This window comes from Flavihumibacter cheonanensis, from assembly GCF_022352215.1.
In the GTDB taxonomy this organism is placed as follows: domain Bacteria; phylum Bacteroidota; class Bacteroidia; order Chitinophagales; family Chitinophagaceae; genus Flavihumibacter; species Flavihumibacter cheonanensis.
In genome coordinates this window covers 320413-335356 of record NZ_JAKRWF010000002.1, presented here as the reverse complement: position 1 = coordinate 335356, position 14944 = coordinate 320413, and the positions used below count along the sequence as shown (strand labels likewise).

The following is a 14944-nucleotide window of genomic DNA, read 5'->3' as shown; positions in this document are numbered from 1 at the left end:
TGTAAATTTAAGGACCCGCAAAGATTTTTTATCCCATTCGATGAACGGCTTATTTTCCGGTTGAATGGTTGTATAAAAAAAGCTGTACCGGGTTTGGGTACAGCCTTTTCTTATTTCATCCGCCTTGGACGGATGCCACCCGACCGGTGAAGTAAAAAATCAGTTCAGCGGTTTGGGGTAGGAAAACTCATCCCGGTTGAGCGTTTTGACGCGGGGATATATTTCATTCGCGGTAGCACCTTCATAGAGCCGGCCATTTTTCATTACCCAATGCACAGAGTCAGAATAGCGGATATTTTCCAGGGGGTTCGCATCTAATATCACCAGGTCTGCAATTTTTCCGGGCTCAATACTGCCAAGATTTTCATCGAGTCCCAGTGTTTTGGCACCCAGGATGGTTGCGGTCTTCAGTGCATTATGATTACTCATCCCACCACTTTGCATCGACCAGAGTTCCCAGTGGTAGCCCAAACCCTGGAACTCCCCATGACTACCAATTCCTGCTAATGCACCCTGCTCCACCATGGCTTTCATGCTTTCCGCATGTTTCTTAAATACATGTTCTTCCGGAAGAAACCAGCCCTGCACCCGCCTGGTTTTGGATGCGAGTTCTTCATATGGCATGAAATGCTGCATCTTTTTATTGTGATAAGGATTCTCTGTCTGGAAATAATAGTTTTCCGCCCAGGGACCACCATAAGCCACCAGCAAGGTCGGCGTTACTGCCATCTGAGCTTTTGCAATCGTAGAGGTAACATCCTTGTATAAAGGATAAATCGGGAGGGAATGTTCATGACCAGGATAGCCATCAATCAGGTTGGTCATATTCAGTTTAAAATTCAATCCGCCTTCTGTAGTGGGATGTAAACCCTGGTTCCGGGCCGCATGCAGGATCCACTGGCGCTGCTGGCGATTACCTGTCAGGTACATCTTAATATAGTTGGTATGATAATATTTAGAGTATTGCTGCAGTATGCTTTCTGCCTGGGCGGAATCTTTTACATTGTAAGACCAGAACCCTACGCCGGGACCTGTTGAATAAACTCTGGGGCCCACCATTTGCCCCGATTCCACCAGGTCGGAGTAGGTAAGTACATCCGTGGTTCCGGTTTGGGGATCCATGGTAGTGGTTACACCATACGCAAGGTTCGCAGCATAAATCCAGATCTGGTTTTTATGCATGGTCCAGTTTGGCCACATGTGGGCATGGGTATCTATGAATCCCGGGACGATTGTCTTTCCTCTCGCGTCCATTTCTTTTGTTCCCTTCGGGATGGTCAGGCTGCCGGCCGGACCAACAGCCTTGATGCGGTTATTCACTACGAGCAAATCTCCTTGTTCATAAATCTCATCTCCTTTCATAGTGATGATACGGGCATTGCGAAATACAATAGCACCCTGAGGCAGATCCCGCTGATAATAAATTTTGATGGCTGTTTCAATTGGTTGGTATCCGGATTCTTTTTTGGTGGAATCCTTTTTGGCAACCAGGCTGCTATCCTTGCGAGTGCTATCAGTGGCAGGTTTTGCAGCTGCCAGCTTTTTGGCACTTGCAATACTGTCCTCCATTCTTTGGGCTTCCTCCAGGTCGTACACAAAATGCGCATTACCCAGGCTCCAATGAATCAGTTTGCCATTCTTACCCCATGCCGGGAACTCGCCTCCAATAGTTGTCAGCTTTTTAGCAGGGAAGTTGGCGTTCTCTGCATCTGCCAGGTTGATGGTAACTGTTTTACCGGTTTGCGGCAAGGTTAGCCAATAGATTTCATTATTAATTTGTGCAAGCGCGCTCTTGCCATCTGGTGCAATTTTTATCCGGGATGCATTGGATGGCAATTGCATTTCCATCGCCTCCGCATTGGCTGAAGTTAGGATACAGGCATCCACTCCTGGGTTGCCATTTTGAAAATGACTCATTCCATAAGTAGTGATCCCGGTAATTTTTGCATGAATCTTTTCATCGCTTCCGTCCCATTGAATAGAAACCAGCTGTCCGTTGTTGTTCAGGTAAATTCGGTTGTCCATTGATGTGAAATGTGGCTGGTAACGGCCCATAACCTTATCTATTACAGTGATCTCTCCCCCGGTTGCGGGAATCCAGGCCAGCTCTTCTTCGGCATTATTGTAACCCGGACCCGCAGACTTCTTATATGTTTCTGTTGATGCCCGCTGAAATACGATGCGGTCGCCTTTGGGTGAAACCTCCAGGAACTGATACAGTCCGGGTTCCCGGGTCAGTTGCTGAACACCAGGTTTGCCAACAAGTGTGGCTTTGAATATATGTCCGCCAGTTGGTGTCCAGGTACTGAATACCAGGCTGTTTCCATCCGGCGACCAGGCAGGCATTGCTTCGGTGAAATCATTGATAGTTATTCTTTTCGGTTGTCCATTGGGGTAATCCATCACATAAAGTCTGTTCATAGCAGTGAAGGCGAGTTTTTTCCCATCCGGTGATGGAACCGCCTGCCGGATTTGTGTTACCAGGGCATGAGAAGTATCTGTAATAGGAAACTGAAAATCAAGTTGAGGTCCCAATTCCAGTATGGTCTCAACCTGAAACGGAATATCGGTTGGTTTGGAACCATCCAGGGGAATACGTTTGATTTTTCCACCGGTTGAAGCGATGAGCGCTTTGCTGTCAGGCGTGAAACACATGCCCGGCAAAACCCCCATGGTGGCAATACTTTCCTGTTCATCTCTTTGAAAAGGATAAAGTAACCAGGATTCCTTTCCGGTTTTAAGGTTTTTCAGTATGAGTCCGGTTTGTTCTTCATAACGTGTTCCATATACCAACCAGTTTCCATCTTTTGAAAGGACAGGGCTGAAAGCAGACCCATATCGATCTGTAATAGTATGGTGGCGGGCTTTCTGGCGATCATACACCCCAATTTGGTATTGCGGCATAGGGGCATTGTAACTCCAGCCACCATTGCGGGTAGAAAAATAAATCGTATTACCATCCGCACTTACCGCAGGGTCAATGGTTTTAAGAGTAGCCGGCGCGTCAATCAGTTGTACACCGCCTCCCCCATTTTTATGTATCATGTAGAGTTGCACATTGATACGTCCTTTTGAGAAAACAATGTATTCTCCATCAGGCGTCCAGGCAGCACTGGGAAAATTCATGTTTTTGTCTTTGGTAAGCTGAACCGTATCTTTTTTCTCCAGGTCAATATACCAGAGGTTTTCTGCACCGCTTCGATCAGATGTGAAGAGGATACGTTTACCATCCGGGCTATATCTCGGATGTGTATCAAAGGCCATACCTCGGGTGAGCTGGGTTGCTTTACCGCCTGTGGAAGGAATGGTGTAGAGATCACCGAGTAGGTCAAAAACGATGGTTTTGCCATCCGGACTCATATCCACTGAAATCCAGGTTCCTTCGGTGGTTGACATTGGAATATTGCGTGCTGTTTTAAGTGGCAGGTTTTTGAAAGCAGTGTACAGCAGGCTGTCCTTTTTGGTGGTATCGGTAATGGCCTGCCTGATTTGAAAAGGCCGGCCGGGATCGGCGGATACGGTGTTGGCACCCAACAACAGGGTAAAGCAGACCGGACCAGCGGTCAACAATTTGATCAAAGACATAAAGGGGAATTTAATCCCAGAAATTAAGGATTAAAAACCATTTAGAACTTACCCTTCATGTAACCGGCGGAAGAATTTTTATTTTTTTAGCCCTATTTCGCGCAAGCGTTCATCCAGGTATTCGCCGGCGGTTGCATCCGGATAAGCTTTTGGATGGTTGGTATCAATACAGGATTCCAGGCAGGCCAGGCTCATCTTGCTTTTCGGATGCAGGAAAAAGGGGATAGAAAATCGGCTGGTACCCCATAATTCACGGGGTGGATTTACCACCCGGTGGGTGGTGGACTTAAGTTTGTTGTTGGTTAAACGCTGCAGCATATCACCCACATTTACCACGATCTGTTCTGGAAGTGATGTTACCCCTACCCATTCATTTTGTTTGGTGAGAATCTGAAGTCCGTCTGCACTTGCTCCAACCAGCAGTGTTATCAGGTTGATATCTTCATGTTGTTCCGCGCGGATGGCTGATTTCGGTTCTTCTTTAATGGGAGGATAATGAATCGCTCTCAGAATGGAATTGCCATTGTGAATATGGTTATCGAAATAATGCTCATCCAGTCCCAGGTAGATTGCAATTGCCTGCAACAGGGCTTTTCCCGAGGTTTCGAAAGCAAGGTAAGCCTGATTGCAGGTTTCCGTAAAACCAGGCACTTCATCAATTTGAACATTATCCGGGTATTCTGCTTTCTCCGGAACATCTCCAATTACTGTTTGTCCGTGCTGATAAAATTCTTTAAGATCCGGTGCATCACTTCCTTTCGCATGTTCCTTACCGAACGACGTATAGCCTCTTTGTCCGGCTAGCTCCGGAATTTCATATTTCTTTTTTTTCTCAGCCGGCAGCGAAAAAAATTCCTGTACCTGCTGGTACATCCGTTTGATGAGTTCATCCGGTATACCGTGATTTTTTACAGCTACGAATCCTACCTCCTCGTACGCTTTACCAAGTTGCTGTACAAATTGTTGTTTAAGGGAGGCATCTCCACTCAGGAAATCGGCGAGGTTTACAACAGGAATGGGCATATGCAATCGTTTATGGAAAAGAATGAATATTTTGAGCTGTGAAAATAGCTAAATCCTTGAAATCATTCATTCCGGTACTAAGTTCCATCCTGTTATTTGCAAATTGTTCGGTTAAAAAAGCTGCCACACGATACGAGCCCGAGGTATGGCGACCAGCAGTATATTCCCAGGAGAAAAATTGGGCAGCACTTCCTCAGCAATCGGATCCATCGGATGAAATTCCTCAACCCTTGTTGACTGATTATAAAAAAGACAGTTCGGTAGATGTTTTTTTCATTCATCCAACTACTTATACGGGAAAGCTTCAAGGGCGATGGATGGCTGATCTGAATGATGAAAAACTGAATACCAAAACCGATGAATCTAGCATTCGTTACCAGGCAAGTGTGTTTAATGAGTTCAATGTATATGCGCCCCGTTATCAGCAGGCGCATATACAAAGCTTTTTTACAGAGGAAAAGCAAAGGGGAGAAAATGCGTTGAAGGCAGCTTATGAAGATGTGCGGGCTGCATTTCAGTATTATCTCGAAAACTGGAACAAGGGTAAGCCTATCATCATTGCTGCTCATAGCCAGGGGGCGCTCCACGCCAAATACCTGCTGAGAGAATTTTTTGAAGGCAAGCCGTTGCAGGAAAAACTGGTGGCAGCTTACATAATCGGACTCCAGGTTGAACCTGAATTTTTTTCACAGCTACCAATATGCGAAGATTCACTTCAAACCGGATGTTATCTGGGATGGCGTACCTTTCGTCGAAATTTTGAGCCGGATTATGATTCATCCTTTCGAAAGTCTGTTGTAGTGAACCCCCTAAACTGGAAAACAGATTCCACTTATGCACCTGTTCAACTGCACAAAGGAGCCATTCTGCGTAATTTCAATAAGGTATATCACAGGGTAAGTGATGCGCAAGTGCATGAGGATCTGCTATGGATCAGTCGCCCTAAATTTCCAGGAAGCAGGCTGTATAAATCCAGGAATTACCATATAGGAGATATCAACCTGTTTTACTTGAATATCCGGGAAAACTTAAGGACAAGGGTGCGGGCCTTTAAAGAAAAGAATTCAGAAAGCTGATTTGTTACTGATGGTTGATTAGCTTATTTTTCAATTGTTCTATGGTTGCGGGATCATCTGCCAAACACTGCACCGGTACTGCATTTATGACTAATTCATCCATCAGATCCACGATATTTTTATAGGAAGCTGATTTGTCCGGATATACCAGCACCGTAAAATCTTTTACCTTATTCATCGCCGTTAGCTGTTTTCTTTTTTCACGAAGCAGATCACCAATTCCTCCGGCCGGTTGAAAACCGGTTTTTCCAAACAACCCATTCTGAATTGCTTCTGTTAGCTGACCATGAAAATAGTAGATCTCATTATTTTCTGTTGGGATCACGGTTAGTGTGGTGCTGTTCGCAACATTCATTGCAGGTCCATCAGCTGGCAACTTAAAACCCATGGCCATAGGTTCTGAAAGGGCAGTCGTGAAAATAAAAAAAGTAATCAACAGAAAACCAAGGTCGACCATCGGTGTCAAGTCAACCCGTGTAGATAATTTTTTACTTCGGGCAACACCTGCCCGCTTGCTGTTTTGCACAGCCTTGGTTTGCATTTCAGCCATATGATTTGGTTTCTACTGAGATGCTATCACCACCGGAATCCATAAAAAAAATCAGCCTTCTTCCGGGAAACGGAAGAAGGCTGTATAAACAACTATAGATGATTCTACTAAATCAGAACTCCGCAGTTTTGGGCGCTCTTGGAAAGGCTATTACATCCCGGATATTTCCCATACCGGTAACAAACTGAACCATGCGTTCAAAGCCTAAGCCAAATCCTGCATGCGGAACCGTACCGAAGCGACGGGTATCCAGGTACCACCACAATTCTTCTGCCGGAATATTCATTTCCTTCATTCGGGCTTCCAATACAGAAAGGCGCTCTTCCCGCTGACTGCCACCAACAATTTCTCCAATGCCAGGAGCCAGGATATCCATCGCAGCCACTGTTTTATTGTCATCATTCAGTCGCATGTAAAATGCCTTGAATTCTTTCGGATAGTTGGTAACAATCACGGGTTTTTTAAAATGCTTCTCTACGAGGTAACGTTCATGCTCACTCTGCATATCCACGCCCCACTTTACTTCGTATTGGAATTTTTTCTTCTTGTAAGGGGTTGACTGTAATAGAATATCGATGGCTTCAGTGTAGGTGATTCTTTCGAAATCATTGTTGACAACAAATTCCAGTTTCTCAACCAGACCCATATCACTGCGTTTGTCAGCGGGCAATTGTTTTTCCTCTTCTGCCAACCGCGCAGCTAAAAATTCAATATCCTCTTTGTTGTGCTCCATCGCATACCGGATGATGTACTTGATGAAGGCCTCTGCGAGGTTCATGTTATCTTCCAGATCACTAAATGCCATTTCCGGTTCAATCATCCAGAATTCTGCCAGGTGTCGGGTGGTGTTGGAGTTTTCTGCCCGGAAGGTCGGGCCAAATGTATAAATCTCACCAAGCGCAGTTGCACCGAGTTCTCCTTCCAGTTGACCACTTACTGTTAAATTGGTACTGCGACCAAAAAAATCTTCTTTAAAGTTGATGCTGCCATCTTCATTACGAGGTGGATTATCAAAAGGCAGGGTCGTTACGCGAAACATTTCACCTGCGCCTTCCGCATCCGATGCGGTAATAATAGGCGTATGCAGGTATAAAAACCCGCGTTCATGGAAAAATTTATGCACCGCAAAAGCCAGGCTGTGGCGAATCCGGAAAACAGAGGCAAAGGTGTTGGTTCTGAATCGCAGATGTGCGATCTCACGTAAAAATTCCAGGCTGTGTTTCTTTGGCTGAAGAGGATATTTCTCAGAATCGGAATCTCCCAGGATTTCTATACTGGTTGCCTTTACTTCCAGCTTCTGACCTTTCCCCAGGGAAGGAATCACCACTCCATGAATCTTCAGTGCTGCACTGGTCGTGATACGCTTCAACAGGGATTCATCGAACTTGCCCAGTTCAACAACCACCTGCAAATTGGTATTCGTGGAGCCATCATTCAGCGCGATAAACTGATTATTGCGAAAAGTACGTACCCATCCCATTACCGTAACTTCCTGCTGTGCCGGTTCCCAGGTCAGCAGCTGACTGATTTTTACACGATTGTTGAACATATTCACATATTTAAGGTCGGCAAAGATACGCCGAATCAGTGTTTGGCGGTAGGTAAGAGCCTGTTGGAAGCACTGAATTTCAACGACTGACGAAAAAAACGGCCATATTTTTTTTGATTCTGCCCTTTTTAGCATAAAATTGCAGTCGGAAACAAGCTGATTAGTTCTTCTCCAGCTCACCAACTTCTCACTTGTAGTACGCCCAACCAATCATCAATTTTCGATTTTTTCAACAAGTAAGTAAGGCTGATTGAAATCTCACAAAACGCACAAGTCTTAGTATGTATGACATTCTGCAACTGAACGACATGCTCGTTCCGGAGTTGCTCGATATTGCAGAGCAACTCAAAATACCCAATGCGAAAAAACTTGACAAACAGGAATTAATTTACAAGATTCTCGACAGGCAAGCAGTTATGGCTAGTGAAAACAAAGGCGCTGAATCGTCTGATAAAGGAAAGCGTAAACGCATTGTAAAAGCTACTACAGGTAATTCTACCGAGGAAGCAATCGTAGAATCGGAGCCTGAAAAACCCCGGAAAGCCGATGCCCGCAAGCCCATAGCTAAAAAAGAAGAGGCTCCTGCCCGTGCTGAAGAACAGAAGGAAGCAGCAGGTAGCCCGCAGGATAAGCAGGCTGGGAAACGAGGCAGGAAAAAACAGGAGGACAAACAAGCTGCTCCCCGCTTAGATCTTCCCGAAGAAGTGTTGAATGAAAATCAGCCTGCTGAAGAAGAGCTTACAACAAACGTAGTGAATGAACCGGTTGCTCAGCCAGCCCAGGCACCTGTTCAGGCTGATCCGGTGCAAGCTCCTGCAGCTCCCCGCCAACCTACTTACCAGCAACAACCCAGAAGAGAACAGCGCGATATCTTCAATATTGAATTTGATGGTATTATTCCCGCCGAAGGTGTTCTGGAAATGATGCCCGATGGATATGGTTTCCTGCGCAGCAGTGATTATAACTATCTCTCTTCTCCAGATGATATATATGTATCTCCCTCCCAGATAAAATTATTCGGATTAAAAACCGGAGATACTGTGAATGGATCAGTTCGTCCTCCAAAAGAAGGTGAAAAATATTTCGCCCTGCTGAAGGTGGATACCATCAATGGTCGTTCACCGGAAGATGTGCGTGACCGGGTTCCTTTTGATTACCTGACTCCCCTTTTCCCATTCGAAAAACTGAACCTGTTTACTCAACCAAATGGTTACAGCACCCGAATGATTGATCTGTTTGCTCCTATTGGTAAAGGTCAGCGCGGGCTAATTGTAGCCCAGCCTAAAACAGGTAAAACAGTTTTGCTCAAGGAAGTTGCCAATGCTATTTCTGCCAACCACCCGGAATGTTACCTGATGGTGGTACTGATCGATGAGCGTCCGGAAGAAGTTACTGATATGGAACGCAGCGTAAAGGCAGAAGTGATCGCCTCCACGTTTGACGAGCCTGCTGAAAAACACGTAAAGGTTTCTACAATGGCTTTGCAAAAAGCCAAACGGCTGGTTGAATGTGGGCATGATGTGGTTATCCTGCTTGATTCTATTACACGTCTTGCCCGTGCTCACAATACAGTTGCTCCATCTTCCGGTAAGGTACTCAGTGGTGGTGTGGAAGCCAATGCGATGCAAAAGCCCAAGCAGTTCTTTGGTGCCGCGCGTAAGATTGAAAATGGCGGATCACTGACCATTATAGCTACTGCACTTATTGATACCGGCTCCAAAATGGATGAAGTAATCTTTGAAGAATTCAAAGGAACTGGTAACATGGAATTGCAGCTGGATCGCCGGTTGGCCAATCGCAGGGTGTACCCGGCTATTGACCTGGTATCCTCTTCCACCCGCCGGGATGATCTGTTGCTCGACCGCGATGTGCTGCAGCGCATGAACCTGCTTCGTTTGTACCTCAACGATATGAATACAGAGGAAGCTATGTCTGAATTGCTGAAGCGCATGCGTGGAACAAAAAGCAATGAAGAATTTCTTGCCAGCATGAATGGGTAAATACCATGGCAGTTCAATCCATTGAACTTTCCAACTTCCTCGGGCTGTCTGCCAGGTTTCCTGTACTGGATGTTCGCAGTCCGGGTGAATATGCCCATGCGCATATCCCCGGCGCCTATTCCTTACCGTTATTTACAGATGAAGAACGCGCCCAGGTAGGTACTGCCTACAAACAAGAAAGCCGGGAACAGGCCATCAAAATCGGCCTGGATTTTTATGGCCCGAAAATGCGCGCAATGGTGGAACAGGTTGAAGCATTAAAGTCTGATACCGTTCTGGTTCATTGCTGGAGAGGGGGTATGCGTTCAGCCGGAGTAGCCTGGTTACTGGATCTCTATGGATTCAAAGTATTCACACTGCAGGGAGGATATAAATCCTACCGCCAATATATTGTTGAAAGTTTTCAGCTGCCCGCCAGTATCAAAATTCTGGCAGGATATACCGGCAGCGCCAAAACAGCTGTGTTGGAAAAATTGCAGCGCTTAGGCGAACCCGTTATTAACCTGGAAAAACTGGCCAATCATAAAGGATCCGCCTTTGGACATATAGGACTGCCCACTCAGCCCAGCCAGGAAATGTTTGAAAATTTGTTGGGTACTGCCATTCGCGCAATCGGATCTGCGACCTGCTGGCTGGAAGATGAAAGCTGGCGGATCGGATCCCTGTTAATTCCCCAGCCCTACTATCAACAAATGCGTATGGCTCCCTGTTATTTTGTTGACATTCCATTTGAAGAGCGGTTGAACTATATCATGCAGGACTATGGAACTGCTACTAAAGAGGAACTGATACAGGCTGTACTTAAGATCCAGAAACGGTTGGGTGGATTGGAAACTAAAACAGCCGTGAGTTTCCTGGTAGAAAATAATATTAAAGAAGCATTCCGGATCCTGCTTCAGTATTACGATAAATTTTACCGTAAGGGATTGTTGAGTCGTCCTGCTGATGCACCTACCGTAATTAATTTGGAAGCTGCATCAGTTGACCCGGACCGAATTACACAATTACTATTAACCAATCAGTAAAGCATTATGAACTTGTCGGATTACGCATTAACAGCCTACTCTCACGGAGGCGGTTGCGGTTGTAAGATTGCTCCCAGTGTATTGGATACCATATTGCACCAGGCCAGACCTGCTCAGCCAAACGCCAACCTGCTGGTGGGAAACCAGAGCCGGGATGATGCAGCCGTATACAATCTTGGCAATGGCCAGGCTTTGATTTCCACTACCGATTTTTTCATGCCGATTGTAGATGATGCGGTTGACTTTGGTAAAATCGCTTCTGCCAATGCTATCAGTGATGTGTATGCGATGGGAGGAAAACCGGTACTGGCTATTGCCATCCTGGGTTGGCCGGTTGAAAAACTACCTGCTGAGCTGGCAAATAAAGTGCTGGAAGGGGCAAGAGCTATCTGTGAAGAAGCAGGAATTCCGTTGGCAGGTGGACATAGCATTGATTCACCGGAACCCATATTCGGACTGGCAGTTAATGGCCTGGTCAATATTCAAAACCTCAAGCAAAATAATACTGGGAAGCCCGGCGATTTGTTATTCCTTACCAAATCCATCGGAACAGGTATTTTGTCTACCGCGCAGAAAAGAAAGAAACTCTCACCGGTACATTATGCAGGATTATTGAATCAGCTTATCCAGTTAAATAAAGTGGGTGCTGCACTGGGAGAACTGGAGAGTGTGCATGCAATGACCGATGTTACCGGTTTTGGATTACTCGGGCACTTAATTGAAGTAGCTGAAGGAGCCGGACTATCTGCTGAAATTCGTCTGAAGGATATCCCTCTGTTGGATGGAACCACCTTCTACCTGGAGCAGGGTATTCAGCCTGGCGCAACCAAACGAAATGCGGCAAGTTATTATCATAAAGTTCAAAATTCAACCGGACAGCCAGATGACTTTATAACCGGATTATTGGCAGACCCTCAAACCAATGGAGGTTTATTAATTGCTGCTGCTCCGGAAGAAAAAAGCCGGGTGCAGGAAATGTTAAGCCAACACGGACTTGGTAATTACCTCGAACCAATCGGGATGCTTACTGAAGCTGCTGAGAAACGTGTGAACCTGATCTGATCAGGCTACCAGTTTATCAATGGCGGCTGCTAGTTTGCGATCCTTATCAGTTATGATATTGCCTGCATCGTGCGTATTTAGCCAGATCTCCACGGTATTCCAGACGTTGCTCCAGCGGGGATGATGGTTCATGGATTCAGCGAGCAGGGCAACCCTGGTCATGAAGGCAAAGGCTTCAGAAAAATCGGCAAAACTGAATTTTTGATAGAGGGTATTGTCTTTTTCCTGCCACATAACCAATAGTTTGATTGCTGAAAGTTACAAATTCCTCACAGTACAGGATATACTGGAACGAAAACCGGCAAACCGGATTTCTTTGACCGGCCGGAAACCTACTTTTTCCTGGGAAACAATCGCAGCCTTGTTTATGGAACGGATGATTGTCACCATTTTTGATTTACCAGCTGCTCTTGCTAGGTTCATCAGCGTTTGGGCTGCAAAACCATGAAATCCTTTTCCGCGATGTTCCGGATGACAATATCCATCGTAGAGATAGGCTTCAATAGCGCCAAGGGTGAGACTGTGGCAATGATCAAAGTATTCCGGCATTTCAATTCTTTCAAAATTGAGCCAGAAATAGTAAACCAGTTCTGAAGTTCCTTCTTTGAAAATCCCCAATCCGAAGTAACCGGGTTTTGATAAGCGCGACTTAAATGTGGATACTTGTTCAGGACTGATCCAGGGGGCATTCAGGTTGTTCAGTAGCTCCCCGGACAATTCTTTATAAAAATAACCGGCAGCTAATGGCTTAACCGGTTCAGACTGGACTAATTCTTTTTCAAACAGCGTATAGGTATCCCTGTAATAACCAAATTTCTCCAGCACTTTGGTGAAACCAAGGATGAGTACGTTGAAGAATCCGTATTGCTTTAAGGCAGTCTTGAGTTGGCTGATGATGGCCATATTAAAATATCAGGTGTTCTTTGTGTTTGATCTTTTCATTGGTTAGTTCCACCACCAGCTGCACCCCGGTTATTCCCCGGATGCCCTGCTGAATGTCTGCAATCAGTTGAGAAGGCACTTCATCTCCCTTAATCAGCCAGAGAAAATCAAGATGCCTGAATTCCGGCAACAGATATTCTCCGTCGTGCTGATTTTTGTAGATGTAATGATTTCGATAGAATTGAGGTTCCTTGTGTTCGTAAACCGGAAAATAATAGTTCCGGTTTTTTTTATTCAGCTGGATCTCCAGCCCGATATTGACCCTGAAATTAAAATGGAATTGACGGTTGAGTTGCCAGCAAAACTGATAATCTCTAACTGGTGCCACAATACCTAGTAAATGGGCGTCACCGAAAAAATCTTCGGTCATTTCGGCAACATCCAGTTTTAATTTCATGTGTAATGTATTAAAATTCTACAGATGCTGAATATTCTGTTGAGTCTCTTTGGTAGATTATTGTTGTTTTGTCGCCTTTCTTAAAACTCCCCAGCGCTTTCATATACTGCTCCATAGAGGCAATTGTGATATCTCCCAGCTTCGTGATGATATCTCCCGCTTTGATACCTGCTTTCTGAGCCGGCCGGCCATCTGTTACACCATCCACCTTAACACCATTTCCGCTGAAGGCATAATCAGGCATGATACCAAGACTAACAGTGAATCTAGTGGAAGTACCCATCTGCTGCTCTCTTGTTTTCGTAAAGGCAAGCTTGGGTTGATCTCCGGTAGCCTGGATGAGATTACGGATCAGTTGAATGATTCTTAGCTGACCTGTATAGTTGATTTTATCAGCATCATCAGAAGGTTTATGGTAGTCGGTATGCAATCCTGTAAAGAAAAACAGCACCGGAATATCCTTTCTGTAAAAGGATGAATGATCACTTGGACCGGTTCCGCTGCTGTCGAATTTAATGTTGAGGTAACGGTTATCGCTAATCGAGGTGAAAGTATTTCCCCAGCTTGGAGAAGTTCCGTAACCGCCTACTGTCAGTGTTTTACTGCTGTCATTCAATCGGCCTACCATATCCATATTCACCATATAATTTATGCTGGCAAGTGGAATGGTGGCATTCTCTGTAAAATACTTCGATCCAAACAAGCCCAGCTCTTCAGCGGAAAACGCAATGAACAGGTAGTTGAACGGATTTTTCTTTTCTTTTTTCAGCATCCGTGCCAGTTCAATCAGGGCAGCGGTTCCGCTGGCATTATCATCCGCACCATTGTGAAGACCGGGGTTTTCCTGGCGAATCATCGAGTTGCCATCTTCACCATAACCCAGGTGATCAAAGTGAGCCCCGATTACCACGGTATGTGTGGCACCATTATCCATAAATCCAACCACGTTGCGGCCGGTACGTTCCAGTTTGGTGAACCCGGTTTTGAGTTTGATCTCCAGCATATCGGTTTCATCGTGAAGGTATTTGTCAGCCTCTGTTTTATTGAGGAAAAATACAGGAATGGGTAACTCCTCGCCACGTTGCTTAGGTTGGTATTTCATCTCCGGATCATGGTAAACTATGAGCGCAGTGGCCCCGTTTTCTGCAGCCTGTTTGACTTTTGACAACAAGGCTGCTTCCCGGTCGAAGTGGGGATTGGATTTATTGGCTTCCAGTTCTGCTCCAAAATCCAGAAACCAGGGAACTCCGGCTTCTTTCAGTGCAATGGAAGGCATTGCTTCCAGCATTCGCTCAGGTGAAAGCGGATGAGGGAAATAATTCTTTTTATTGATTTCATTTCCATTGATAAACAGGTAGGATGCCTGGCTGTAATCCTTGCCATCATAAATGGGAAACTCCTGGAACCAATTCCCCTGGCTTCCTTTGGGTGTAAGCCCGATATTGCTAAACTGATTTTTGATATAATCAGCAGCGAGCTGTTCTCCTTTTGAGCCAGCTCTTCTGCCCTCCAGGCGGTCATCTGCCAGGAAATATACATGCTCTTTCAACTGCGCCACCACTACTTTTTCAGCTTTTTTCAATCGTTGGCTAAAGGCAGGAAGGGTGCTGATCAGGCCGGCAGTCAGCAGCATTCGGGGAAACCAGTTCATATCAATTCAGTCTTTAATGCACAAAGTTATCTATGCCAGTGCGAATACCGTGCCGTAATAGGGAATATTTAATATGGATATCTG

The 14944-nt window shown here is 45.4% G+C and carries 12 protein-coding genes; 4 read left to right on the top strand and 8 right to left on the bottom strand.

The genetic code is table 11. From position 1 onward, the window contains the following. Nucleotides 1–159 precede the first annotated feature (159 nt). Both MD536_RS10795 and MD536_RS10790 read right to left on the bottom strand, forming a co-directional pair. Nucleotides 160–3585 carry an amidohydrolase family protein gene (locus tag MD536_RS10795; RefSeq protein ID WP_239598915.1) on the bottom strand — a complete coding sequence of 1142 codons (3426 nt, stop codon included), beginning with the start codon at nucleotides 3583–3585 and terminating at the stop codon, nucleotides 160–162. Between the two features lie 78 nt (nucleotides 3586–3663). Beyond that, nucleotides 3664–4608, bottom strand: a complete 945-nt coding sequence (locus MD536_RS10790; RefSeq protein WP_239598914.1) for an isopenicillin N synthase family dioxygenase — start codon at nucleotides 4606–4608, stop codon at nucleotides 3664–3666. A 56-nt stretch (nucleotides 4609–4664) separates the two neighbouring features. On the opposite strand from MD536_RS10790, the gene MD536_RS10785 reads away from it, so the two are divergent. Next, nucleotides 4665–5684 (top strand): DUF3089 domain-containing protein, encoded by a 1020-nt coding sequence (locus MD536_RS10785; RefSeq protein WP_239598908.1) that lies wholly within the window; start codon nucleotides 4665–4667, stop codon nucleotides 5682–5684. A 4-nt stretch (nucleotides 5685–5688) separates the two neighbouring features. Here the strand turns inward: MD536_RS10785 and MD536_RS10780 are convergent, their stop codons facing one another. Further along, nucleotides 5689–6234: an ExbD/TolR family protein gene (locus MD536_RS10780; protein WP_239598906.1), complete on the bottom strand. Its 546-nt coding sequence runs from the start codon at nucleotides 6232–6234 to the stop codon at nucleotides 5689–5691. A gap of 112 nt (nucleotides 6235–6346) precedes the next feature. Then, the gene (gene asnS / locus MD536_RS10775; RefSeq protein WP_239598905.1) at nucleotides 6347–7783 is read right to left on the bottom strand and encodes an asparagine--tRNA ligase; all 1437 of its coding nucleotides are present in this window, start codon (nucleotides 7781–7783) and stop codon (nucleotides 6347–6349) included. A 281-nt stretch (nucleotides 7784–8064) separates the two neighbouring features. Here asnS and rho point away from each other — a divergent pair, with 281 nt between their 5' ends. Genes rho through selD form a run of 3 tightly spaced genes read left to right on the top strand, consistent with a single transcriptional unit; the run spans nucleotide 8065 to nucleotide 11870 of the window. Further along, nucleotides 8065–9783 (top strand): transcription termination factor Rho, encoded by a 1719-nt coding sequence (gene rho, locus MD536_RS10770; protein ID WP_262915985.1) that lies wholly within the window; start codon nucleotides 8065–8067, stop codon nucleotides 9781–9783. A gap of 5 nt (nucleotides 9784–9788) precedes the next feature. Then, nucleotides 9789–10808 carry a tRNA 2-selenouridine(34) synthase MnmH gene (gene mnmH / locus MD536_RS10765; protein ID WP_239598903.1) on the top strand — a complete coding sequence of 340 codons (1020 nt, stop codon included), beginning with the start codon at nucleotides 9789–9791 and terminating at the stop codon, nucleotides 10806–10808. Between the two features lie 6 nt (nucleotides 10809–10814). Then, the gene (gene selD / locus MD536_RS10760; RefSeq protein WP_239598901.1) at nucleotides 10815–11870 is read left to right on the top strand and encodes a selenide, water dikinase SelD; all 1056 of its coding nucleotides are present in this window, start codon (nucleotides 10815–10817) and stop codon (nucleotides 11868–11870) included. Here selD and MD536_RS10755 read toward each other — a convergent pair whose 3' ends face one another. Genes MD536_RS10755 through MD536_RS10740 form a run of 4 tightly spaced genes read right to left on the bottom strand, consistent with a single transcriptional unit; the run spans nucleotide 11871 to nucleotide 14860 of the window. Beyond that, nucleotides 11871–12104 (bottom strand): 4a-hydroxytetrahydrobiopterin dehydratase, encoded by a 234-nt coding sequence (locus MD536_RS10755; protein WP_234866280.1) that lies wholly within the window; start codon nucleotides 12102–12104, stop codon nucleotides 11871–11873. It lies immediately after the preceding gene. 24 nt (nucleotides 12105–12128) lie between these two features. Next, the gene (locus MD536_RS10750; protein ID WP_239598896.1) at nucleotides 12129–12773 is read right to left on the bottom strand and encodes a GNAT family N-acetyltransferase; all 645 of its coding nucleotides are present in this window, start codon (nucleotides 12771–12773) and stop codon (nucleotides 12129–12131) included. Between the two features lies 1 nt (nucleotide 12774). Then, entirely contained in the window at nucleotides 12775–13209 is a 435-nt protein-coding gene (locus MD536_RS10745; RefSeq protein ID WP_239598891.1) for an IPExxxVDY family protein, read from the bottom strand. 10 nt (nucleotides 13210–13219) lie between these two features. Continuing rightward, nucleotides 13220–14860, bottom strand: coding sequence for a M20/M25/M40 family metallo-hydrolase (locus MD536_RS10740; RefSeq protein ID WP_239598889.1), 1641 nt, complete (start codon nucleotides 14858–14860; stop codon nucleotides 13220–13222). Between the last annotated feature and the right edge of the window lie 84 nt (nucleotides 14861–14944).

Bases quoted from the DNA above. Each gene is read 5' to 3' on its own strand.
- MD536_RS10795 (WP_239598915.1), bottom strand. From the start codon at position 3,585: ATGTCTTTGATCAAATTGTTGACCGCTGGTCCGGTCTGCTTTACCCTG.
- MD536_RS10750 (WP_239598896.1), bottom strand. From the start codon at position 12,773: ATGGCCATCATCAGCCAACTCAAGACTGCCTTAAAGCAATACGGATTC.
- MD536_RS10740 (WP_239598889.1), bottom strand. From the start codon at position 14,860: ATGAACTGGTTTCCCCGAATGCTGCTGACTGCCGGCCTGATCAGCACC.
- asnS (WP_239598905.1), bottom strand. From the start codon at position 7,783: ATGTTCAACAATCGTGTAAAAATCAGTCAGCTGCTGACCTGGGAACCG.
- mnmH (WP_239598903.1), top strand. From the start codon at position 9,789: ATGGCAGTTCAATCCATTGAACTTTCCAACTTCCTCGGGCTGTCTGCC.
- MD536_RS10755 (WP_234866280.1), bottom strand. From the start codon at position 12,104: ATGTGGCAGGAAAAAGACAATACCCTCTATCAAAAATTCAGTTTTGCC.
- MD536_RS10790 (WP_239598914.1), bottom strand. From the start codon at position 4,608: ATGCCCATTCCTGTTGTAAACCTCGCCGATTTCCTGAGTGGAGATGCC.
- MD536_RS10745 (WP_239598891.1), bottom strand. From the start codon at position 13,209: ATGAAATTAAAACTGGATGTTGCCGAAATGACCGAAGATTTTTTCGGT.
- rho (WP_262915985.1), top strand. From the start codon at position 8,065: ATGTATGACATTCTGCAACTGAACGACATGCTCGTTCCGGAGTTGCTC.
- MD536_RS10780 (WP_239598906.1), bottom strand. From the start codon at position 6,234: ATGGCTGAAATGCAAACCAAGGCTGTGCAAAACAGCAAGCGGGCAGGT.
- selD (WP_239598901.1), top strand. From the start codon at position 10,815: ATGAACTTGTCGGATTACGCATTAACAGCCTACTCTCACGGAGGCGGT.